Raw genomic sequence first — 22,249 nt, 5'->3', positions numbered from 1 at the left:
GATAAAAAGAGGGTATTCTAAATGGCAGTAATTAAGGTAGGCATTCTCCATTCCTTGCAGGGAACTATGGCGGCAAGCGAGTCACCCCTCGTCGATGCAGCCGTCATGGCCATTGACGAGATCAATGAGCAAGGCGGTGTGCTCGGACATGAGGTCAAACCAATTATCGAAGATGGGGCCTCTCGTCCGCTTGTATTCGAAGAACGGACGAGAAAGCTTCTCTCAGAGGATAAGGTAACTACCCTTTTCGGATGCTGGACCTCTGCCTCACGCAAGGCCGTCAAGCCCCTGGTAGAGGCCGCCGGTGCCTTGCTCTGGTATCCTGTGCAGTACGAGGGGCTGGAGGAGAGTCCAAACATCGTTTATACGGGAAGCTGCCTCAACCAGCAGATAGAACCGGCAGTGAACTGGATGTTGCAAAAGGGCAAGCGGCGCTGCCTGCTCATTGGTTCGGACTACGTCTTTCCCCGTACGGCCAACCTGTTTATCGCCGGTATGGTGGAAGAAAGCGGAGGCACCCTTTTGGCTGACCGATATGTACCCCTCGGCCGGCAGGATTTCTCGTCTATGGTAGAGGAAATCGGCAGCTTACGGCCCCATGTGATTTTTAATACCCTCAATGGAGACAGCAATTATGCCTTTTTCCGTCAGCTTTACAAAGCAGGTATAGGAGCCGAAGAAGTGCCGGTCATGTCCTTCAGCATTGCCGAGGGAGAACAGCAGGCAATTGCAACGGAGGGTGAAGGTCATTTCGCCTGCTGGAGCTATTTCCAAACCCTGGATACTCCGGAAAACAGGGCCTTCATTAAGCGTTATCAACATCGATTGGGCAGTGACCGGCATAGCTCTGACCCCATTGTAAGGGCCTATAGCCAGGTCTGGTTATGGCGCAACGCTGTTGAAGCGACGGGCAGCTTCAACCCTCATGACCTGATAAAGAGCCTGCCGGGACAGCATTACATGAGTCCCGCCGGAGAGATCCGGATTGAAAAGAACCACCATTTGAAAAATCCGGCGCTCATCGGGTGTGCACGGAAAGACGGCTTGTTCGATGTCATTTGGCGAAGTAAAGCGCCTATTGAGCCCAAACCCTGGTTCGGTGTCGAGGAACTGCCCCCGGCGGCAAAACCGATGATCAAGGAAGTACTTCGACAGTTTCCCCAATCAGTCCATTATGCAAGCACACTCGAAGATGAGATCATTGAAAGGAAGATGGCCAAAGAGGAACTTGCCAAAACTCAGGCATTTCTTGAAGCCGCCCTGGAAAAAACACCTGCCGGTATTGCCATCGCCGCCATGCCCGATGGAAGATTGATTATGGCAAACTCAGCCGCCCTCGGCATTCCCGGTGGTTCGAGAGATTCCTTGATGGACATCCCCATCGAGGATTACTCCGATAAATGGAAGATCTATCATGGTGATGGAAGCCCTTATGACCCGGCCCAATTGCCACTGGCCAGGGCGATTCTCCACGGTGAATCTTCGCGAGACGAATTCATTATTCGCCGTGCAGATGGTGAGGAACGTTGGGTCCTTGCCGAGGCGACCCCCATTTTAAACGATAAGGGAGAGCGTACCGCTGCGATTGTGGTGTTTCCAGACATTACCGAGCAAAAGCTGGTGGAAAAAGAACTTGAATTGGAGATTAAGGACCGCAAAGATGTTGAGGATGAGTTACGCCTCTATGACAAGATAATTAAAAACATTGGTGAAGGAGTCTATCTTGTTAGTAAAGAGGACCTTACCATTCGTTACGCTAATCCAAAATTTTTGGAGATCTTCGGATATGAAGCCGATGAGATCATAGGTAAACATGTCTCCATTATCAATGATCCTTCCAGTGAAGATCCTCTTAAGACAGCACTGGACATAGAGAATGCATTGAAAGAGGACGGTCTTTGGCGAGGTGAGGTTTTAAACATCAGGAAAGATGGCTCCCCTTTTTGGTGCTTCGTTGTCATTTCTACCCTCAGTCATAAGAAATACGGTGAAGTTTATGTATCCATACAATCCGACATTAGCGACCGTAAAAAGGTGGAAACGGCATTGCAGGATAGTGAAAAACTTCTCCGCAGCATTTCAGAAAATTACCCCGCTTACCTTTCCATTATAGAAAAAGATTTCACTGTCGGCTATACATCTGGCCGGGAGTTCTTCAAGCGTAATCTGGATCCCGGGGATTTCATCGGCTTAAAGCTTGAGGATATTTTTGGCGAACATGCAACCTTTCTTCGTGAGCAATATGAGAAAACCTTTGCCGGTGAGATTGTTACTTTTGACTTAAATATTAACAATGAGCTTCAGCATTATTATGCAACGCCTCTCTATAATGAAAAAGGTGAGGTTGATAGAGTCCTTGCCGTTGTAGAAAACAGAACAGAACGAAAACTCATTGAAGACACCTTGTACTTTGTTGCCCAAAAAGGGTGGGAAGAAGGGCGTGAGGTTTTTCTCGAATCACTGGTGGAATATCTTTCGAAAACCCTCAATGTGGAATATGCCTTTGTCGATACCTTAAAAAATCCTCAAGTGGCGCAGACTATCGCCTTGTATGCTCATGGAAAATTAACGACCAATATTGAATATGAACTGAAACACACGCCATGTGAAAATGTTTTCGGAAAAAAGCTCTGCTATTATGGCAGAGACATTAAAACATTATTCCCCCTCGATGAAATCCTTCATAAAATGAAGGCAGAGAGCTACGCAGGAATCCCGCTCTGGGATTCAAAAAATCAACCCATCGGCTTAATTGCCGTCATGGGATGCGGCCCCCTGGAAAATCGAACATTGGTGGAAACTATATTACAGATCGTCGCCGTACGGGCAGCCGCTGTGCTGGAACGAAAAATTTCAGGGTGGGAGCTGCAAAAAAGTGAAGAGCGCTTCAGGTTGTCCCTCCGTAATTCAAATATTACCGTTTTCACTCAGGATATGGACTTGAAATATACATGGGTTTATAATCCCGCCGCCGATTTTACGCCGGAAAATGTGCTTGGAAAAACTGATTTTGAACTCATTCCGGCGGAAGATGCCGAATCGTTGATGAAATTGAAGCAGGAAGTACTCCATAGCGGGAAAGGGACAGAGCAAATTGTACCATTTACTACCGGTGATAAACCGTCATATTTCGATACAATCCTGGAACCGCTCTATGATGCTGACGGCAATATAGAGGGACTGACGGGAGTGTCGACGGATATAACCAGGAAAATTATGGCGGAAGCGGCGCTCCGTGAAAGTGAAGAGAAGTATCGTCGAATCTTTGAGACAATGGAAGACGGCTATATGCTGGCCGATATGGAAGGGACTATTCTCGAAGTCAATCCCGCTGCCGTAAAAATGTTGAACTATGACGATATTACCGAGCTTAAAGGAATGAATGTTGCCAGGGATATTTACGCCGAACCTGAAGAACGTAAAAAAATAAAGAGCCGCCTAATAGAAGAAGGCACTGTTAAAGCTTACAACTTAAACTTCAAACAAAAGGATGGGGTGGTTATTGTTACTGAATGCAATATCCATCTCATTTACAACGAGGAAAATGAACCCGTTGCCCTGGAAGGGACTTTCAGAGACATAACGGAACGCATACGCGAGGATAAAGTGCAGGCTGCTCAATTGCGGCTTATTGAGTATGCCTCAACTCATTCAGTCATAGAATTGCTTCGAAAGTTTCTTGATGAAGTGGAAGAACTGACGGGAAGTAACATCGGTTTTTATCATTTTCTGGCCGATGACCAGGAAACCATATTGCTACAGACCTGGTCCACAAACACTCTTGAGAATATGTGTACGGCAGAAGGCGAAGGTCAACATTATCCCATTTCTGAAGCCGGTGTATGGGTTGACTGCGTGCTGAAGCGCAGGCCTGTCATTCACAACGACTATGACAGTTTGCCTCATAAGCGGGGGTTGCCTGAGGGGCATGCGCCGGTCATTCGCGAGCTTGTCGTTCCTGTTTTTCGGGGAAAGAAGATCGTGGCCATTCTTGGGACTGGAAACAAGAAAAGCGATTATGATGAGCATGATCTCAAGTTGGTACAACAACTGGCGGACCTGGCCTGGGAGACGGTTGTCCGCAAACGGACTGAAGAGGCACTGCGGGAAAACCAGCAATTACTTGCTAATGTTTTCGAATCGATGGAAGAAGGGGTCCTTGTATTAAACTCCGAATTTAAATACACCCATTTTAATAGAACGCTCGAAGAAATATCACATACCCAAAGGGAAGATGTTTTGGGAAAAATACCCTGGGAAGAATATCCATTTTTAAAGGGTCTAATTGAGGAAGCAATAAAAAAAGCAATGCAAGGAGATGTCTCTCGTAATATAGAACTAAAATATACCTTGTCCGGGGGGAAAGAAGGGTGGACAAGAGAAAGCTATTTTCCTCTAATAGATGCTGAAGAGAAAATTGCAGGTGTTGTCGGCGTCATTGAGGACATTAGCGAGCGAAAGCAGACGGAAGATGAACTGGCGCGATATCGTGACCATCTCGAAGAATTAGTAGAAGACCGTACCATCAAATTGCGTGCCGAAATAACTGAACGTGAGCAGGTAGAGAAGGAACTTAAACAAGCCAAAAAAGCAGCCGAATCAGCCAATCAGGCCAAGTCTGTCTTCCTGGCCAATATGTCCCATGAACTGCGCACACCGCTCAACGCCATTCTCGGCTTTTCGGAAATGCTGGTCCGTGAAAGCGAGGCCACTGCCAATGAGAAGGAAAAGCTCTCCATTATCAACCGCAGCGGAGAGCACTTGCTCAACATGATTAATGATGTGCTTGACCTCTCCAAAATCGAAGCGGGAAGAATTGAAGTGGAAAGCGAAGTAATTGATCTGCCGCTCATGCTGAATGATATTGGACAAATGATGGAGATTCGCGCCGAAAGTGCCGGACTGCGCTTCCGGCTGACCCTCGATCCCCTATTGGCACGATACGTTAAAACGGACAGCGGTAAAGTGCGTCAAATCCTTATTAACCTCCTCGGCAATGCGGTAGCCTTTACGGCTGAAGGTGAAGTTTCACTTCGTGTCCGCACCATGCCTGCAGCAGATGATGCCAAAAAGGCTACCCTGCAAATGGAAGTAGAGGACAGCGGTCCGGGTATTGCGCCCGAGGAACAGGAACGTATCTTCGAACCCTTTGTCCAGGCAGGACCTTCCCCATCGTCTGTCAAGGGAAGCGGACTGGGGCTGGCCATTACCAGGTCCTTCGTTGAAGTGATGGGGGGAGAGATCAGCGTCACAAGCCAACCCGGCGAGGGTTCCAGGTTTATTGTCCAGATGCCTGTTACTCTGGCCGAGGCCGCAGAGGCTGCTGAAAAGGAAAGGGAAAAACCGGCCGTACTGGGACTGGCGCCGGGACAGCCTCCATGGCGTATCCTGGTTGTTGAAGATAATTATGATAACCGGCTCCTTTTATGCAGCCTGCTGCTCCAGACGGGATTTAAGGTAAAGGAGGCGGAAAACGGCAAAGAGGCTGTTAAATTATTTAAAAAATGGGAGCCTCATTTCATCTGGATGGATATGCGCATGCCTGTCATGGACGGCTATGAGGCGACGGCAGGTATCCGCTCTCTGCCCGGAGGTGACAAGGTGAAAATCGTTGCCATTACTGCCAGTGCCTTAAAGGAACAGCGAAAAATAATTCTGGATGCAGGTTGCGATGAAGTAGTAAATAAACCCATCCAGAGGCATAAAATATTTGAGACTATGGCTGAACAGCTGGGACTGCGCTATTCTTATGAAGAGGGGAAGGCAGCGGTGGTGGCTGAGCCGGCAATCGTTCTCACCGGAGAGATGATGGCAGCCCTGCCTGCTGAACTAAGGCAGGCCTTGCAGGAGGCGGCACACAAGCTGGATATTTCGGCTACCGATGAAGCGATCAAACGTATCGCCCATAAGCATCCGAAGATTGCTGACGGACTTCAGCAACTGGCCGGTAAGTTCAGCTTTGAAAAAATCCTGGAGCTGTTGAAAAAAGGGGAATCCTTATGAATGAGAATATCTTTGTCTGGCTTACACCCATCACTTACTGGTCGCTTGTCATCCTGTGGGGCATGGTCCTCTTGCTCTATCTTCGTGCGATCCGTGACTGGCGGCACAGGAGCACTGCCATGAGATTTCTGCTGTGGGTGCTCTTTATCGACGCCATTCGTACTATTTTTGAGAGCCTCTATTTCGGTGGTTGGTACACAGCGCGTGTAGGGCTTTTTCCTGAGTACATATATGAATTTCTCGTCCAGCCGCAATATGTCTTTATCCCTAAAATGGTCAATGTTATTGCGGCCGTCATTATCGTCTTTCTCTTGCTCAGAAAGTGGTTGCCGCAGTTGGGCGAGGAACTGGAAACGCAGAAAAGTGAGATTGAAACATTTACAAGATCGCAGAAGATGGCCCACTGCGGTAACTGGGAGTGGAATATCGTTACCGATGTACTGCTCTGGTCCGATGAGATCTATCGTATATTCGGTTTGCAGCCGCAACAATTCGGCGCTACCTATGAGGCTTTTCTTCAATCTGTCCATCCCCATGACCGCGCCAGGGTTGCCGAAGCGGTAGAAAAAGCGATGAATGATCCCCATGAACACTATTCAGTAGAATACCGGGTGTTGCGGCCCGACGGAAGTGTTCGCACCGTCCACGAGATGGGAAAGGTTGTTTGGAATGAGGAAAGAAAAGCGACTTACATGAGTGGAACCGTTCAGGATATTACCGAGCGCAAAGAGGCGGAAAATGAATTGAAAGAGGCCAAAGAGGCGGCTGAAACGGCCAATCGCATAAAGAGCAGCTTCCTCGCTAATATGTCCCATGAGTTGCGCACGCCATTGAACGCAATCATCGGTTTCGCCGAAATGCTGGGATATGATCGTTATACTTCCAAAGAACAGAAAGAAAAGATAGCCATCATTAATCGCAGCAGTGATCACCTGTTAAATATGATCAACGATGTGCTGGACCTTTCCAGAATAGAGGCCGGTCACGTAGAGGTGGAGCCTGAGTCCTTCAACCTGCCACTCATGCTGAAGGATATCGGGCAAATGTTTGAGGTACGCGCCGAGAAGGCCGGCCTCGCTTTTGAACTGTCGCTTCATCAGGCTCTGTCCCGCTACGTCAAGACCGATGTGGGCAAGCTGCGCCAGATTATTATCAACCTGCTGGGCAATGCCCTAAAGTATAGCAGGGAAGGCGGTTTTTCATTGCATGCCCGAACGATGCCTGTAGAAGGTGAGCCCGGCATGACCATACTCCAACTGAAAGTGGAAGACAGCGGACCGGGCATTTCGCCCGAGTATGTGGATCGTATTTTCGAACCCTTTTTCCAGGCAAAAGAGGACCAGAACGGTTCAAAGAGCAGCGGGCTGGGTCTCGTTATTACAAAGTCTTTCGTTGAGCTTATGGGTGGTGAAATCAGTGTTGAGAGCAGGCCCGGTAAAGGGACGCTATTTTCTGTTGAACTGCCGGTGGCCCAGGCAGAAGCCGTTGAGGCAATGAGTGTTAAGGCCGCCCCACGTGAGGTACTGGGACTGGAACCGGGACAGCCCTCCTGGCGCATCCTGGTCGTTGAAGATAATATGGAAAACCGGCTCCTGCTGAGCAGCTTGCTTAAAGAGGCAGGCTTTGAAATCAGGGAAGCGGTAAATGGTAAGGAGGCTGTTGACCTTTTCCAGCAGTGGGAGCCTCATTTTATCTGGATGGACATGCGTTTGCCTGTCATGGACGGCTATGAGGCAACGGCAAAAATCCGCTCCTTGCCGAAGGGTAATAAGGTGAAAATTGTCGCCATCACTGCCAGCGCCTTAAGGGAACAGCACAAGAGAATTCTTGATTCAGGTTGCAATGCAGTTGTCACAAAGCCCTTCAAAAGGCGTGAGATTTTTCATGCTCTGGAGCGGTATCTGGATGTAAGTTACACTTATGAAGAAGAAAAGGAAGTGAAAGCCGATGAAGAGGAAATTACCCTCACTTCGGACATGTTGACGGACCTGCCGCCTGATCTGAGAGAGCTTTTGAGGGAGGCTGCGCTCAAGCTTGATATCCCGGCTACCGATGGCGCGATTAAAGAGATTGGCAACAAGCACCCCGAGATCGCCAGGGGCCTGCAATTGCTGGCCAGGGAGTTTCGTTTCGAAAAAATACTGGAACTGCTGGGAGGAAAACATTGAATGGCCGTCATAAAACCATCTCTCTTGTTTTAATCCCCGGCGGGCGCATTTTTTTATGGTGCTCAATCTATGAGTCCTTCATAATATAAGTAAGCCCAAATCCTTCATTCGGTGGAAGGGATACTAATTGAAAGTGGAATATAAAAATATTATCAACTGCAGCGGCAGATACCTGCCTCCCATGATTAAAGACAGGATGGCCCGCATGTCTTTAATCGGGAGCCCGGCAAGGCATCTTTCTTCCTTGTTATTTCTTCTCCTCATTATACTCCCTGCCTTTGCCGGTTCAGCGCAAATTCCCAAAGAAAAGACTGCCGTGCCGGCGCTCCAATCGACAGGGATCGATTTGACGACGGAAGAGCGGGCCTGGCTGCAGAGCAACCCCGTCATCCGTCTTTCCTATGATCCCTCCTTTGCGCCTTACGAATGGATCGATGAGCGGGGCCGCTACGTGGGTATTGCTGCGGATTACCTTGACCTCATCGGCCATCGTCTCGGTACAGCAATTGAAGTACTGCCCCAAATCGCTTCCTGGAGTGAAGCGCTGGAACGTGCAAAAGCGGGTGAAGCCCATGGTCTTACCCTGCTCACCCCTTCACCGGAACGAAGCGAATACCTGTACTTTACCGAACCCTATGTTAATTACCCCTGGGTAATTGTTACACAAGAGGACTATCCTTTTATCGGCGGACTTGCGGACCTCACCGGCAAGCGTGTTGCCGTACCCAAAGGATATGTGACGCAGGAAATCCTGGCGCGTGATTATCCCTCGCTTAAACTGGCGCCCTATGAAACGGTCTTTGATTCCCTGCAAGCGGTCATGACGGGGCAAGTGGAGGCATCGGTAAACAGCATGGCCACTTCTGCCTTCTATATTCGCAAGCACGGTCTTACCAACCTGAAAATTGCCGCTCCCACCGGTATTGAGACAGAGGGCATGGGCTTTGGCGTAGTCAAGAGCCAGCCTTTGCTCGTCGGTATTCTTCAAAAAGCGCTGGACACCATATCTGAGGAGGAGCGGCTGGCCATCGCCCAAAAATGGGTGGCCCTGGAATATAAAAATGGATTCGACTATTCCCTGTTGTGGCAGGTGCTTGCCGGGGCTGTTTTGCTGCTGCTGGCCTTTGGCTACTGGAACTGGCGTCTTCGCCGGGAGGTGGCGGCCCGCAAAAGGACGGAAATAGCGCTTCAGCAAAGCGAGAGGCGTTTGCAACTGGTGGTAGATACCGTTCCCGTTGTGTTGGTGCTAAAAGACCGTAAGGGACGCTATCTTCTCGTCAATACCAACTTTGAGCAAGCGACGGGTGTTAAACGGGAGCAAGCCCTGGGAAAAGTGGACGCCGAAATTTTTCCTTCTTCTGTCGCTGAGTCTATCAGGGATTTCGATGAAAAAATCATGGCCACAGGAAGGGAAAGTCTGCAACAGGAAGAGATTCCCTATCCTGATGGAAAGATACATACTTACTTTAGCCGAAAGGTTCCTCTATTTGACGAAGAGGGTAAAGTAACGGGGCTTGTTCTTGCAGCGCTGGATATTTCCGAACAGAAAGCAGTGGAGCAAGAGCTTCTTTTAGCCAAGGAAGCCGCTGAAACTGCCAACCGGGCCAAAAGCCTCTTTCTTGCCAACATATCTCATGAGTTACGCACTCCGCTCAATGCCATTCTCGGTTTTTCAGAAATGCTGGGCCGTGACCGCCAAACGAATGCCTGTCAAAGAGAGAAAGTCGGTATTATCAATCGCAGCGGTGAGCACCTGTTAAACATGATCAATGATGTGCTGGACCTCTCAAAAATAGAGGCGGGCCATGTGGAGTTGGAAAGAGTGGCTTTCGATCTGCCGCTCATGCTTAAGGATATGGGACACATGTTTGATCTGCGCGCCGAGAATGCAGGATTGTACTTTAATCTGGAACTCGACGCGGCGCTGGTCAAACACGTAAAAACGGACGTCGTCAAACTCCGTCAGGTACTTATCAACCTGCTTGGCAATGCGGTAACATTTACATTGAAAGGTGGGGTTGCCTTGCGCGCCCGTACACTGTCTACAGCAGAGGATCCTTTAACTGTTACACTGCAGATCGAGGTGGAAGACAGCGGGATAGGCATAGCGCCGGAGCAACGGGAACGAATTTTCGACCCCTTTGTTCAGGTTGGGCCCGCCCGAAAGGATCTCAAGGGCAGTGGGCTGGGATTGGCCATTAGCAAATCTTTCATTGAACTGTTGGGTGGAGAGATCATTGTCACCAGTACACCCGGTCAGGGTTCGCTGTTTCATGTCGAGTTGCCTGTTACCCTGGCTAAGGACTCGGAGTTTGCCGGCATATATGCGAACAAGCCGGCTGTGCTGGGAATTGAAAAAGGCCAGCCTCAGTGGCGCATCCTGGTTGTTGAAGACAACAGGGACAGCCGGATATTGTTAAGCAGCCTGCTGCTTGAGGCGGGATTCCTTATAAAGGAGGCAGAAAACGGTGAGGAGGCTATCGGTCTATTTGAACAATGGCAGCCCCACTTCATTTGCATGGACATGCGCATGCCCGTGATGGATGGCTATAAGGCCACAGCAAAAATCCGCTCCCTTCCCGGCGGTGACAGGGTGAAGATCGTTGCCATTACTGCCAGCGCCTTGAAGGAGCAGCGCAAGAGAATTATAGAAGCAGGCTGCGATGATGTGGTGCTCAAGCCGTACAAATCCCATGAAATCTTTGATACTATGGCACATCAGTTGGGTGTGCGCTATACTTATGAAGAAGAAAGAACAAGGGCATTGTCCAAAACTGCAAATATGCTTACTGCCGGGATGATGGTGGACCTGTCGTCTGAACGGAGACAGGCTTTGAGGGCCTCTGCTCACAGACTGGATATTTCGGCCACCGGTGAATTAATCGAAGGAATTCGCAGTGAGCACCCTGAGATCGCCAGTGGGCTGCAACTGCTGCTCGGGGAATTTCGCTTCGAACGAATACTGGAACTGCTCAAAGGGAGACAGTAATTGATTAAAAGACGGCGGCCACAGGAGATAAAAATGGAAAATCAATATGAAATTCTGGTTGTTGATGACAGTCCTGAAAGCCTTCAGCTTTTGACGGGCATACTGATGGACCAGGGTTATAAGGTGCGACCGGCGAGGGAACCGAACCTGGCGCTTGAGTCGGCATTCGCTAATTCTCCTGATCTGATCCTGCTTGATGTAAAAATGCCCGGCATGGACGGTTTTGAAGTGTGCCGAAGACTGAAACAGGACGAACGCACAGCAGTGGTGCCGGTCATCTTCATAAGCGCATTGCAGGAGATGCGTGACAGGGTGCAGGGCTTTAAGGTGGGAGGGGTGGATTTCATAACCAAACCGATCCAGCGCGAAGAGGTTTTGGTCCGTGTGAATGTGCATCTTACCATTCATTATCTTCAAATGCAGTTAAAAAAGTCCAATACCGAACTGGAGCAGACGGTTGCAGAGCGAACAAAAGCCTTGAGATCGACAAATAAGGCCCTTAAAGCGTCACTAAGTGAAAAGGAGGTGCTCTTAAGAGAAATTTATCACAGAACAAAGAATAATATGCAGGTTATATGCGCCATGCTGTCATTCAAATCGCAGTTTGTTGATGATGATAAATTTTCTGCTATACTTGAAGATACAGAAAACCGGATCATGTCGATGGCCCTTGTGCATGAGAAACTTTATCAGTCAAAAAGCCTTTCTCTGATTGACCTTGGAGATTTTATCAAGGATCTCATATTGCACCTGAGAGAGGTCTACTCATCTGCTGAAGGGCGGGTTTCCATTAACCTTGACCTTGCAGAGGTTCTTCTCAATATTGATTCGGCTGTCCCCTGCGGGCTCGTTATTAATGAATTGCTGACAAATGCCTTTAAACACGCCTTTCCCGAGGAGAGGACAGGATCTATCCGTATCGCTGTTAACAGGAAGGAAGATGAGACGATAAAGATCGAAATTTCTGATAACGGCATTGGTATGCCTGAAGGGTTTGACTTTAATAAGGTCAAATCTTACGGTCTTCAAATTGTTTCTTCCATAGTGAAAAAGCAACTGAACGGCGACATTGTCACTGACGGTTCGTTGGGCACGTCTTATGAAGTTTCTTTTAAGGAAAGAAAATATAAACAAAGGATTTGATATGGGCCAGAAGAGTAAAGTGCTGATTGTTGAGGATGAAATAATTATTTCCATGCTCTATAAAAGTAAGCTCGATAAAATGGGCTACCATGTTTTTAAACCTGTGGAAACGGGTGAAATGTCCATAGAGGCCGTAAAAGAAAATAGCCCCGATCTTATCCTCATGGATATCTGCCTTGGTCCCGGAATAGATGGTGTTGATGCGGCAAAGGAGATCCTGTCCATTAATAAAGGGATAAAAATAATTTTTGTTTCAGGTTATGGCGATGATTCAACGTTAAAACGTATTAAGGAATTAGGAAATTATCAATTGGTTGCAAAACCGGTTTCATTAAATAGATTGATGGAAATCATCGAAGATGAGATGTCACATTAAAGGGGTATCAATAAAAAATCCCGTCAAGGCTGTCAGAAAAAAACTATCCGCCAGCCTCACGAAATGACATAAATAATAATAGTACTCTCCTTTTGTTTTGCTGAGAAGCTTCCCTGCCCCTTTCTTTTTAAAGCGCTCTTTCTGTTTGGGTGAGAATATCTGTGAAAGGGCATATTCGAGATACCCTTCTTTATGCTTTCCCTGTAAATTACCTGAGATACTTTACAGTTCAAAATAATAGACTCCTGCCGCATTGGCAAGCATGACCGGAAAACCTCCCGGAATCGCATATCTTTGCTTTTGAAGAACTCTTGACAGCAACCTTATGCAAAAGCTATAATCAGAAAATACTGAAAAATCAGATTATTCTAATTTTAACTATTGGAGAAAAGAACCATGAAAAGGAAAGATGACAGGTCCTGCTGTACAGCTGAAAATGACAGTTCATGTAAGGTAGAATCCATTATAAGCGTCGATGAACGGGGCCAGATGGTTCTGCCCAAGGATTTGAGGGCAAAGATGGAAATAGAGGCAGGCGATAAACTGGTTCTCACGAGTTGGGAAAAAGAGGGTAAAGTCTGCTGCATTACGCTTATCAAAGCGGAAGAACTTGTGGATATGATGAAGGACAAGCTGGGGCCCGTTATTATGGATGTGCTTTAGTTTTTATATGCTTCGACAGGCTCAGCATGACCTTAGGCAACATTTAGTCACCCTGAGCCTGTCGAGATGGGGCATCATTTAAAAAAGTTTGTGCATTTTAATTCTCGACGCATTCAATACCATTTACAGTAGGGAATGACAATGACAGGGGAATAGTTATGAAAGATAAAAAAAATAGTGTAAATTCCTGTTGCAGTCCTGCTCCACCGAAAGAGCCTGTAGAAAAGAGTTGCTGTACCGACTCCTCCGTTGAGTCTATAACTGGTGAGGAATCACAGAATATTACTGCTGTCGATTCTCATTGGACAGCAAGGGATCACTGGGGGCGGATAAAGGCCAGATCGGGTTCTTTTAGAAACACCTATATGGTTAACCCCGGTTTATACAAGATAGGCGAACCTGACGAGAAAGCGGAAGTCTTTGTAACGGCCAACTACAAGTTCACTTTCGACATTCTGAGGAGGGAACTTAAGGGCCTCGACGGATGGATACTTGTTCTTGATACAAAGGGAATCAATGTCTGGTGCGCCGCAGGAAAGGGAACCTTCAGTACTGATGAACTGGTTAAAAGGATCAAAGTGACGGGCCTTGAAGGGATAGTCAGCCACAGGCGGCTTATCCTTCCCCAACTGGGTGGTGTCGGTATTAAGGCTCATGTTGTAAAGGAACAAAGTGGATTCCATCTCCACTATGGTCCTGTCGAGGCCTCAGACATACCAGCCTACCTTGAAGCGGGACGAAAGGCAACGAAGGAGATGCGGCTTGTTCAGTTCAAGTGGCTCGACCGCCTCATTCTTACGCCCATCGAATTAAATGCCGTTATGAAAAAGTTCGGTATTTACGCTCTTCTCGTACTTGTCTATTCCGGCATAGACAGGTCGGGCATTCTTTTTGACAAAGCTTATCATGAGGGGCTTCTTTTTATCGGGCTGGGCCTTCTGTCTGTTCTGGCAGGCGCATTTATTACACCGGTAGTGCTCCCTTTCATTCCTTTTCGTTCCTTTGCAATCAAGGGCTGGATAGCGGGACTGGCTGCTCTCATCGTATTCAGCTTCGGAACAGGCATGACGGCAGGCATGAGTCCGCTGTTAATCATATTCAGCTATATCTTTTTTCCGCTTCTCAGTTCCTATCTGGCTCTTCAGTTTACGGGAGCTACAACCTTCACAAATATGTCGGGCGTAGTAAAGGAGCTTAAGTATGCTTTTCCTCTCTATAAATCAGGGATTGTTATCTCGCTGCTCTTGCTTATCGCCCAGAAAGCGCTTGAATGGAGGATTATATTATGAGATACCTGAGTAATGTGGCGACCCTTGAATATTTCCCCGACAAATGTACCGGTTGCCTAAGATGTATTGACGTCTGCCCCCATGCTGTTTTTGTACGGCATGAAAAGAAAGTGGCTGTTTCAGACAGGGACCTCTGCATGGAATGCGGGGCATGTATGATGAACTGCGCTTTTAAAGCAATAAATGTCGATAATGGAGTGGGCTGTGCAGCGGCTATTATAAATTCCATGTTGTACGGCGGCGAGCCTTCCTGCGATTGCAGTGGTGAATCTTCATCGGGTAACTGCTGCTGACAGACATGAGATAAGCAAAATTTGAAAAAGGATTTTTTTAAAAGTGAATCAGCTGCTATAATAATATTTTTATGATAACTGCTCTTTTCACTTCATTTTAATACTTTGCTGAAGAAGCTCATAGAGTACCCGAAGGATTTGACGGTGGCTGCGGCGGAAAAGGATAAATAAAAAAATACAATTACCCTTTTTTATGCGGGAATATCGATTAGAATGATAAAAAGAAGATCATAAGGAGTCATTTGTTGGAAATTAATGAGGCAGAAAGGGAAGCCGTCTATAAAACCATCTTTAATCGGCGTGACGTGCGTGGGGAATTTAAGCCCGACCCGGTGCCGGAAAAGGTGCTTAAAAGAATATTAACAGCAGCGCACCATGCTCCCAGTGTCGGTTTTATGCAGCCATGGGATTTTATTGTTGTAAAAGATAAGTCTGTCAAAAGCCGTATTAAAGAAGCTTTTGAAGTTGCAAATAATGAAGCTGTGCAAATGTTTGACGGGGAGAGGCAGGCAAGCTATAAGGAGCTTAAACTGGAGGGTATAATGGAAGCGCCACTGGGGATTTGCATAACCTGTGACCGTAAAAGAACAGGCCCCGCAGTAATCGGCAGAACGGCAAACCGGGAGATGGACCTATACAGCGCCGTATGTGCTGTGCAAAATCTGTGGCTCGCGGCGAGGGCGGAAAACCTTGGGGCGGGGTGGGTAAGTATTATTCATCACAAGGCCCTGAAAAGGGCGCTTAATATTCCTGACGGCATTGTTCCTATTGCCTACCTGTGTGTCGGTTATGTTACCGGTTTTCATGAAAAACCGGAACTTGAAAAAGTGGGTTGGTTGCCCAGACTTCCCCTTGAATCACTTATTCATTATGACCGTTGGGCAGAAAAATTACCGGAAGAATAGTGTCAGAGACGTATCTAGTTCATAACAGTTTGTTTGTGCTCATCCAGGTTGGCAGCAGTTTTTCCTGCTGCGATCCTTACCTGACTATAGAGCCGAATATTTATTTTCTCCTTGATGACTTCACCTGCCGGGCAGGTGAAGATGAATGGAAGGCGGAAATAGCCAATTTCGATCAAGAGGATTTGAGGAACTTTGCAAAGGGGCTTATTATCGGCATGGGCGCTTACTGGACGGAAAGATTTTCCGCCGCCGCCCTGGCCCTGGGGAGAGACCTTTCATACAGGTCATCTTTGGGGAAAAACTCTCTACAGGGAGAATACCTTTCAAAATTTATGTATGCCGTCAAGGCCTATGATGACCAGATCTATCATAAATTGTCAAAACTTCCGGGCCTTATTCATAACGTAAAGCTGCTTGAGACGATTGATGTGGATAAGATTGATCTATTGAAAAAAATCTTAAATGCACGTAATCGGGTTAAACTTGCTTATTTCAGGGGTAATCCCGAGGAACTGACAATGCTGGAAGAAGCAAGAGAGAAGAAATTTGTTAAGGATTATGGTGAGATAGGAGGGTTATTTCAGGTGTAACATTAATAAAATTTGTTTGATTATATGAGTATTCCTCGTCCTCCCTCTTCGTATCTTTTTATCAATTTTTCCCAGATAACTTCCGGATTTTCACTGAATACCATTTTTGAGTCGGGACGCAAAAGAAGCCAGTCCCCTCTGGCAATTTCCCTCTCCAGCTGGCCCGGAGCCCAACTCGACATTCCGGCGTATATCCTTAGCTCGGAATGCCTCTTGCTGTTTTCTTCATTTAAAACCTTATGGAGGGACATGCTTAAATAAACATGGCTGAAGATTTTAATAGCGCCTTCCGGGGGGATTTCCGTATCGATGAGAAGGGTAGGCGCCGCCAGAATAACAGGGCCGCCGATGAAGAGCTTCTCATAGAGCTTTTCAGCCCCTGAATCGGGTGGAAGAATGTCATCGGGAGAATGGCCGCTCGGTTTGTTGATAATGAGGCCCTGAGTCCCGTTCTTTTTGCTGTGGTGGGTGATGAGTACAACCGATTCTTTAAAGATAGAAGCGCTGATTTTTGGTTGAGCTACAAGGAGGGCTCCTTTTTTAACGGGATAGGATTGACCTGCATCACTCCATGTTCCCAGGTGAAAGAGGGAAAAGGTAAAGGCAATACCGAGCAGCGGCAGCCATCGATTTCGTATCCCGTTAACCATATAACATGAATGCTCCTTTATAGGGGCTGAAAGAATAATATGTCCTGTATTTACAGTCTACGGCTTTCTCCTTGAGGCTGTCAATGAATTATCTTTCTTTAAATGCCTCTTTACCTCATAAAGCTCTTCACGTATTATATGCCTATCAAATGAAAGTGCGTTAATGATGGCTGTTAATTATTACAATGGAGAACTAAAAAGTCTCTTTCTCGAGGATATTCCGCTAATTGATGTAAGATCTCCTGTAGAGTTCGCCCAGGGTGCTTTCCCCGGAGCAATCAATATTCCCATACTCGATAACGAACAGCGCCATAAGGTGGGGCTCTGCTATAAAAATGAAGGCAGGGAGGAGGCTATAAAGCTCGGATACAGCCTCGTATACGGTGACGACAGAAAGGGAAAGACCGGCAGGTGGCTTCAGGTAGCGGATAAATCATCTGTTGTCGTTATTTATTGTTTCAGAGGGGGCTTACGGTCCCAAATCGCCCAGAGCTGGCTTAAGGAGGAGGGGAGGGAGGTGGCCCTTGTAAAAGGCGGCTACAAGCGACTCAGGAACTATCTTATAAATAAGCTGGAAGAAGAGGTCGAAAATAATAGATTTTTTGTTATCTCAGGATATACGGGGTCGGGAAAAACAACAATTTTGAATAACCTCATTAATGAAGGTTATAAGGGGATCGATCTTGAAGGCTTTGCCAATCACCGCGGTTCCGCCTTCGGTCATAATCCCACAGCCCAGCCGACACAGATAAACTTCGAAAATGCCGTCTTCATTGCATTGCTAAAGGAAGAGAAAAAAACGTCATCCTTTATCCTTATTGAAGATGAAAGTGCTACCATAGGAGGGGTAACTCTGCCTCATTCACTCTATGAAAAGAAGAAACAATCACCCGTTTTTGTCCTCAAAATCCCCCGTCCCGACAGGGCTAAAATTATTTTAAATGAGTATGTTAAGGCCAGATGGGAGATCATCAAAGACGAGCATGATCCTTACGGGGCGCTCTATAAAATTTACAGCGCCCCCTTTGAGAAAATAAAAAAGCGTCTTGGAGGACTCCTCTATTCAGAGTGCATCAGCGATCTTGAAAATGCTATAGAAGAGATGAAAACAAGCGGCTCTTTTCACCTCCATAAAATCTGGATAGAAAAGCTGCTTTATCATTATTATGATCCGCTCTATGCCAAGGGACTGGCGAGAAAAAAGGAACATATCGTCGGTGAGGGAAGTGAGGAGGAAATGAGAGAGTTTTTGAAGAAATGGAAGTAAGGAAACAACTTTAACCACAAAGGCACAAAGGGCACAGAGTATTAGAAAAGAATTATCTCAATAACTGAACAGAATCAAGCCATGTTTTTAAACTTCAACGCTACTGCATACTTCTCCTGAAGATAAGGATTATTAAATAGTTGATTTAAATAAACCAGTCGCCTTTGCAGCACTATTGTCTCTAGCATTTTAATGAATTTCCTTTGTGTACTTTGTGACTTTGTGGTTATTCAGGCTCTCCCGACCTTGACCTTTCCATAGTAAATATTGGATAATCTGCGTACTATTTAAATTAAAGGAGTTTTTAAATGCCCAAATATCGTTCACACACAACCACCCACGGCCGTAATATGGCAGGCGCCCGTGCGCTCTGGCGAGCCACGGGAATGAAGGATGAAGATTTCCAAAAGCCCATTATTGCCGTCGTCAATTCATTTACCCAGTTTGTTCCCGGTCATGTTCACCTTAAAGACCTGGGCCAGATGGTGGCCCGTGAAATTGAAAAGGCCGGTGGTGTAGCGAAGGAATTTAATACCATTGCCATCGATGACGGTATCGCCATGGGGCATGGCGGAATGCTTTATTCCCTGCCGTCACGGGATATTATTGCAGACTCCGTTGAATATATGGTTAATGCCCATTGTGCCGACGCCATGGTCTGCATATCCAACTGTGACAAGATCACACCGGGCATGTTGATGGCGGCGCTCCGTCTTAATATTCCCGCCGTTTTTGTCTCCGGCGGGCCAATGGAAGCCGGCAAAACCTCACTTCACGGCAAGGATGTCAAGCTTGACCTTGTCGATGCAATGATTTCAGCAGCTGATCCTAATGAAAGCGATGAGGATGTCGATGCTATCGAACATTCCGCTTGTCCTACCTGCGGTTCCTGTTCGGGTATGTTTACGGCCAACTCAATGAATTGCCTTGCCGAAGCGCTCGGTCTGGCCCTTCCCGGCAACGGTTCGCTTCTTGCCACTCATGCCGACAGGAAAGCGCTTTTCCTCGAAGCGGGACGACTCAGTGTCGAACTGGCAAGGAGATATTATGAGAAAAATGACGAATCAGCACTTCCCCGGTCGATTGCTTCCTTCGAGGCCTTTGAAAATGCCATGAGCCTCGATATTGCCATGGGTGGGTCTACCAATACGGTACTTCACCTTCTGGCTGCCGCCCATGAGGCAAATGTTGATTTTACCATGGCTGATATTGACCGTTTGTCACGTAAAGTGCCTAATCTTTGCAAGGTGGCTCCTTCGACACAGGAGTACCATATGGAAGATGTGCACAGGGCGGGAGGGGTTATTGGAATACTAGGTGAACTTGACCGGGCGGGACTTCTTCACAGTGATGCAAAAACAGTGCATAGTACCACCCTGGGAGCGGCTATCGAAAAATGGGACATTGCAGTGAATGAAGATGAAGCAACAAAAAAACTTTTTCTTGCAGGTCCGGCAGGTGTGCCGAGCCAGCAGGCTTTTAGTCAGGATTGTCGCTGGCCCGATCTTGATGTTGATCGCATAAATGGCTGTATACGCAACGCGGCAAATGCCTACAGCAAAGATGGTGGTCTTGCCGTTCTCTTCGGTAATCTGGCCTTTGCAGGCTGCATCGTTAAGACGGCAGGCGTCGATGAGTCTATTCTTAAATTCAGCGGTCCTGCAAGGGTTTTTGAAAGCCAGGATGATGCTGTAGAGGCCATTCTTGGTGATAAAATCAAGGCAGGTGATGTAGTTATCATTCGTTACGAAGGCCCAAAAGGGGGACCGGGCATGCAGGAAATGCTCTACCCTACGAGTTATCTTAAATCTAAAGGCCTGGGCAAGGAATGTGCGCTCATCACAGACGGGCGTTTTTCAGGTGGTACATCGGGCCTTTCTATAGGTCACTGTTCACCTGAAGCTGCCGAAGGGGGTAACATCGGTCTCATCGAAGAGGGTGATACAATTAATATAGATATCCCTAACAGGAAGATAGAAATAGACTTGTCGGAAGAAGAGCTTGACCATCGCAGGCAGATGATGAATGGCAAAGGTTCTAAAGCATGGAAGCCTGTCGCAAGAGAAAGAGTTGTTTCTCAGGCGTTGCAGGCCTATGCGGCGCTTACGACAAGTGCGGCCAGGGGGGCTGTGAGGGATCTTTCTTCGATTAAATAAGTACATTAATTATTCATTAAATCCCCTCTCTCCTGGTGGGAGAGGGTTAGGGTGAGGGGGAAATGTTCATGGCAGAGAGTAAATCAGCAACTAAATGGCGATGCACCATTTGCGGATATGTAGCCGAGGGCGAATACCCGCCCGATAAATGTCCCATTTGCAGTGCATCTAGCGATAAATTCGAAGCTGTTGGTTCTCCTCCTGTTAAAGAAGAGAAAAAGACAGAGGAGCCTTCAGTCTTTGAAGCTCATGCCGAACTTGTTGATTATCTTTCCCCGTGGAGCCGCTCTGAGTACGAAAAAGAAGAGAAGTTTACCACTATTCAGAAGCTGGCCATAACGGGCAAAAGTGAAATTTCTCCCATGGGAACGAGGCGGCCCTTTCCCGGGCTTGAGATGATTCTATTCAAAGGCGTACAGTTCTCCCGATTTCCTTTAAATGAGAATGAAGCGGTCTCGACAAAAACAGTCATCGGACCCTCTGCTAAATATCCTCTTGAGCTTGATATTCCATTTTATGTATCGCACATGTCTTTTGGTGCCCTTTCAAAAGAAGCCAAGATTGCCCTTGCCATGGGAGCCTCAAAAGTCGGAACAGCTACATGTTCCGGAGAGGGTGGAATGCTGCCTGAAGAGAGAGAGCATTCAAGCCGCTATATTTATGAAATAGGGACGGCAGCCTTTAGCCGTAATGAAGAGTATATAAAGCAGGCAGATGCCGTAGAAATTAAATTTGGTCAGGCGGCCAAGCCCGGAATGGGGGGACACCTTCCCGGTGAAAAGGTAACACCAGAAATAGCGAAGGTACGTAATATTGAAGCAGGTGAGGATTTTATTTCCCCAAATCGTCAGGATGACATCAATTCTCCTGAAGATCTTAAAAAGATGATCGCTGACCTTAGAAGTCTGACAAAAGGCAGACCCATCGGTGTCAAATTTGCCGCAGGGCATGTAGAGGAAGATTTAAAGTTTGTTCTTGCCGCTGAACCCGACTTCATAACCATTGATTGCAGGGGAGGTGCAACGGGTGCAGCACCGAACTTTATTCGTGATAATGTTTGCCTCCCTGCCGTATATGCCATCAGAAAGGCAAGAAGCTACCTTGACAGTGTGGGAAGCAAGGTCACCTTCTGTGTTACCGGTGGTTTCAGGGACAGTACCGATATAGCCAAGGCTCTGGCCCTTGGTGCCGATGCGGTAGCGCTTGCCTCGGCATCGCTAGTTGCAATCGGCTGTCAGCAGTATCGAATTTGTAATACGGGTCTTTGCCCTGTGGGAATCACTACCCAGGATAAAGAACTTCGAAGCCGCTTTTCCATTCCCCATTCGGTAAAACGATTTGTTAATTTCTACGACGCAACACGTATGGAACTGGAAGTCCTGTCCAGGATAAACGGCCGTTCTAATGTTCATGACCTCGCTATGGACGATATCTTCACCATCAGTAACGAAATAGCCGCCAATACGGACATTGAATATGCCTGACGTATCGCACCCTGAAGAAGAGGGAACGCTTCTCTCCCCTGACCCCCGGTACCTGATAAAACTCTATGAAATGAGGATGCCTTTCGGAAAATACTCGGGCACACGCCTTGTTGATCTTCCGGAACCTTACGTGGTCTGGTTTTCTAAAAAAGGTTTTCCATCCGGTAAGTTAGGTGAAATGCTTAAAGCAGTGTATGAGATTAAGTTGAATGGGCTGGAGTATCTTTTTGAGCCCTTGAGGAAGAGTTCGAATAAGTAAAATACTATCATTTA

General features: G+C 47.1%; 15 protein-coding genes. 14 read left to right on the top strand and 1 reads right to left on the bottom strand.

Annotated features, from left to right (window positions below; translation table 11 throughout):
- The first annotated feature begins 21 nt into the window (after positions 1-21).
- The 10 genes from OEV42_01545 (at position 22) to OEV42_01500 (ending at position 16,419) form a co-directional block, all read left to right on the top strand.
- Positions 22-6,003: a transporter substrate-binding protein gene (locus OEV42_01545; GenBank protein ID MDH3972938.1), complete on the top strand. Its 5,982-nt coding sequence runs from the start codon at positions 22-24 to the stop codon at positions 6,001-6,003.
- A complete protein-coding gene (locus OEV42_01540) occupies positions 6,000-8,171 on the top strand; it encodes an ATP-binding protein (protein ID MDH3972937.1) in 2,172 nt (723 codons plus the stop codon). The genes OEV42_01545 and OEV42_01540 overlap by 4 nt, the downstream gene beginning before the upstream one ends.
- A gap of 133 nt (positions 8,172-8,304) precedes the next feature.
- Entirely contained in the window at positions 8,305-11,160 is a 2,856-nt protein-coding gene (locus OEV42_01535) for a transporter substrate-binding domain-containing protein (protein ID MDH3972936.1), read from the top strand.
- Positions 11,161-11,193: 33 nt separating this feature from the next.
- Positions 11,194-12,303 carry a response regulator gene (locus OEV42_01530; protein ID MDH3972935.1) on the top strand — a complete coding sequence of 370 codons (1,110 nt, stop codon included), beginning with the start codon at positions 11,194-11,196 and terminating at the stop codon, positions 12,301-12,303.
- A complete protein-coding gene (locus OEV42_01525; GenBank protein MDH3972934.1) occupies positions 12,260-12,679 on the top strand; it encodes a response regulator in 420 nt (139 codons plus the stop codon). Before OEV42_01530 ends, OEV42_01525 begins: the two co-directional genes overlap by 44 nt.
- A gap of 396 nt (positions 12,680-13,075) precedes the next feature.
- A complete protein-coding gene (locus OEV42_01520; protein ID MDH3972933.1) occupies positions 13,076-13,342 on the top strand; it encodes an HgcAB-associated protein in 267 nt (88 codons plus the stop codon).
- A gap of 158 nt (positions 13,343-13,500) precedes the next feature.
- Positions 13,501-14,631 (top strand): mercury methylation corrinoid protein HgcA, encoded by a 1,131-nt coding sequence (gene hgcA, locus OEV42_01515; GenBank protein MDH3972932.1) that lies wholly within the window; start codon positions 13,501-13,503, stop codon positions 14,629-14,631.
- On the top strand, positions 14,628-14,924 hold the full coding sequence (hgcB, locus tag OEV42_01510) for a mercury methylation ferredoxin HgcB (GenBank protein MDH3972931.1): 297 nt from the start codon (positions 14,628-14,630) through the stop codon (positions 14,922-14,924). The genes hgcA and hgcB overlap by 4 nt, the downstream gene beginning before the upstream one ends.
- Before the next feature lie 245 nt (positions 14,925-15,169).
- The gene (gene bluB / locus OEV42_01505; protein ID MDH3972930.1) at positions 15,170-15,829 is read left to right on the top strand and encodes a 5,6-dimethylbenzimidazole synthase; all 660 of its coding nucleotides are present in this window, start codon (positions 15,170-15,172) and stop codon (positions 15,827-15,829) included.
- Positions 15,829-16,419, top strand: coding sequence for a hypothetical protein (locus OEV42_01500; GenBank protein ID MDH3972929.1), 591 nt, complete (start codon positions 15,829-15,831; stop codon positions 16,417-16,419). Before bluB ends, OEV42_01500 begins: the two co-directional genes overlap by 1 nt.
- 20 nt (positions 16,420-16,439) lie before the next feature.
- On the opposite strand, the gene OEV42_01495 is transcribed toward OEV42_01500, so the two are convergent.
- Positions 16,440-17,069 (bottom strand): YqgE/AlgH family protein, encoded by a 630-nt coding sequence (locus OEV42_01495; protein ID MDH3972928.1) that lies wholly within the window; start codon positions 17,067-17,069, stop codon positions 16,440-16,442.
- 163 nt (positions 17,070-17,232) lie between these two features.
- Between OEV42_01495 and mnmH the strand changes: the two genes are divergently transcribed.
- From mnmH to OEV42_01475, 4 genes are all read left to right on the top strand, one after another.
- On the top strand, positions 17,233-18,336 hold the full coding sequence (gene mnmH / locus OEV42_01490; protein MDH3972927.1) for a tRNA 2-selenouridine(34) synthase MnmH: 1,104 nt from the start codon (positions 17,233-17,235) through the stop codon (positions 18,334-18,336).
- Positions 18,337-18,644: 308 nt separating this feature from the next.
- Positions 18,645-20,492: a dihydroxy-acid dehydratase gene (gene ilvD / locus OEV42_01485; protein MDH3972926.1), complete on the top strand. Its 1,848-nt coding sequence runs from the start codon at positions 18,645-18,647 to the stop codon at positions 20,490-20,492.
- A 68-nt stretch (positions 20,493-20,560) separates the two neighbouring features.
- Positions 20,561-21,976 carry a glutamate synthase-related protein gene (locus OEV42_01480; protein MDH3972925.1) on the top strand — a complete coding sequence of 472 codons (1,416 nt, stop codon included), beginning with the start codon at positions 20,561-20,563 and terminating at the stop codon, positions 21,974-21,976.
- On the top strand, positions 21,969-22,235 hold the full coding sequence (locus OEV42_01475) for a DUF3820 family protein (GenBank protein MDH3972924.1): 267 nt from the start codon (positions 21,969-21,971) through the stop codon (positions 22,233-22,235). The genes OEV42_01480 and OEV42_01475 overlap by 8 nt, the downstream gene beginning before the upstream one ends.
- Positions 22,236-22,249: the final 14 nt, after the last annotated feature.

This window comes from Deltaproteobacteria bacterium (assembly GCA_029860075.1).
GTDB lineage: Bacteria > Desulfobacterota > JADFVX01 > JADFVX01 > JADFVX01 > JAOUBX01.
This window is presented reverse-complemented; position numbering and strand designations above follow the sequence as displayed.

Bases quoted from the DNA above. Each gene is read 5' to 3' on its own strand.
- mnmH (MDH3972927.1), top strand. From the start codon at position 17,233: ATGATGGCTGTTAATTATTACAATGGAGAACTAAAAAGTCTCTTTCTC.
- hgcB (MDH3972931.1), top strand. From the start codon at position 14,628: ATGAGATACCTGAGTAATGTGGCGACCCTTGAATATTTCCCCGACAAA.
- OEV42_01545 (MDH3972938.1), top strand. From the start codon at position 22: ATGGCAGTAATTAAGGTAGGCATTCTCCATTCCTTGCAGGGAACTATG.
- OEV42_01540 (MDH3972937.1), top strand. From the start codon at position 6,000: ATGAATGAGAATATCTTTGTCTGGCTTACACCCATCACTTACTGGTCG.
- OEV42_01495 (MDH3972928.1), bottom strand. From the start codon at position 17,069: ATGGTTAACGGGATACGAAATCGATGGCTGCCGCTGCTCGGTATTGCC.
- OEV42_01530 (MDH3972935.1), top strand. From the start codon at position 11,194: ATGGAAAATCAATATGAAATTCTGGTTGTTGATGACAGTCCTGAAAGC.
- OEV42_01520 (MDH3972933.1), top strand. From the start codon at position 13,076: ATGAAAAGGAAAGATGACAGGTCCTGCTGTACAGCTGAAAATGACAGT.
- OEV42_01525 (MDH3972934.1), top strand. From the start codon at position 12,260: ATGAAGTTTCTTTTAAGGAAAGAAAATATAAACAAAGGATTTGATATG.
- OEV42_01475 (MDH3972924.1), top strand. From the start codon at position 21,969: ATGCCTGACGTATCGCACCCTGAAGAAGAGGGAACGCTTCTCTCCCCT.
- hgcA (MDH3972932.1), top strand. From the start codon at position 13,501: ATGAAAGATAAAAAAAATAGTGTAAATTCCTGTTGCAGTCCTGCTCCA.
- ilvD (MDH3972926.1), top strand. From the start codon at position 18,645: ATGCCCAAATATCGTTCACACACAACCACCCACGGCCGTAATATGGCA.
- OEV42_01480 (MDH3972925.1), top strand. From the start codon at position 20,561: ATGGCAGAGAGTAAATCAGCAACTAAATGGCGATGCACCATTTGCGGA.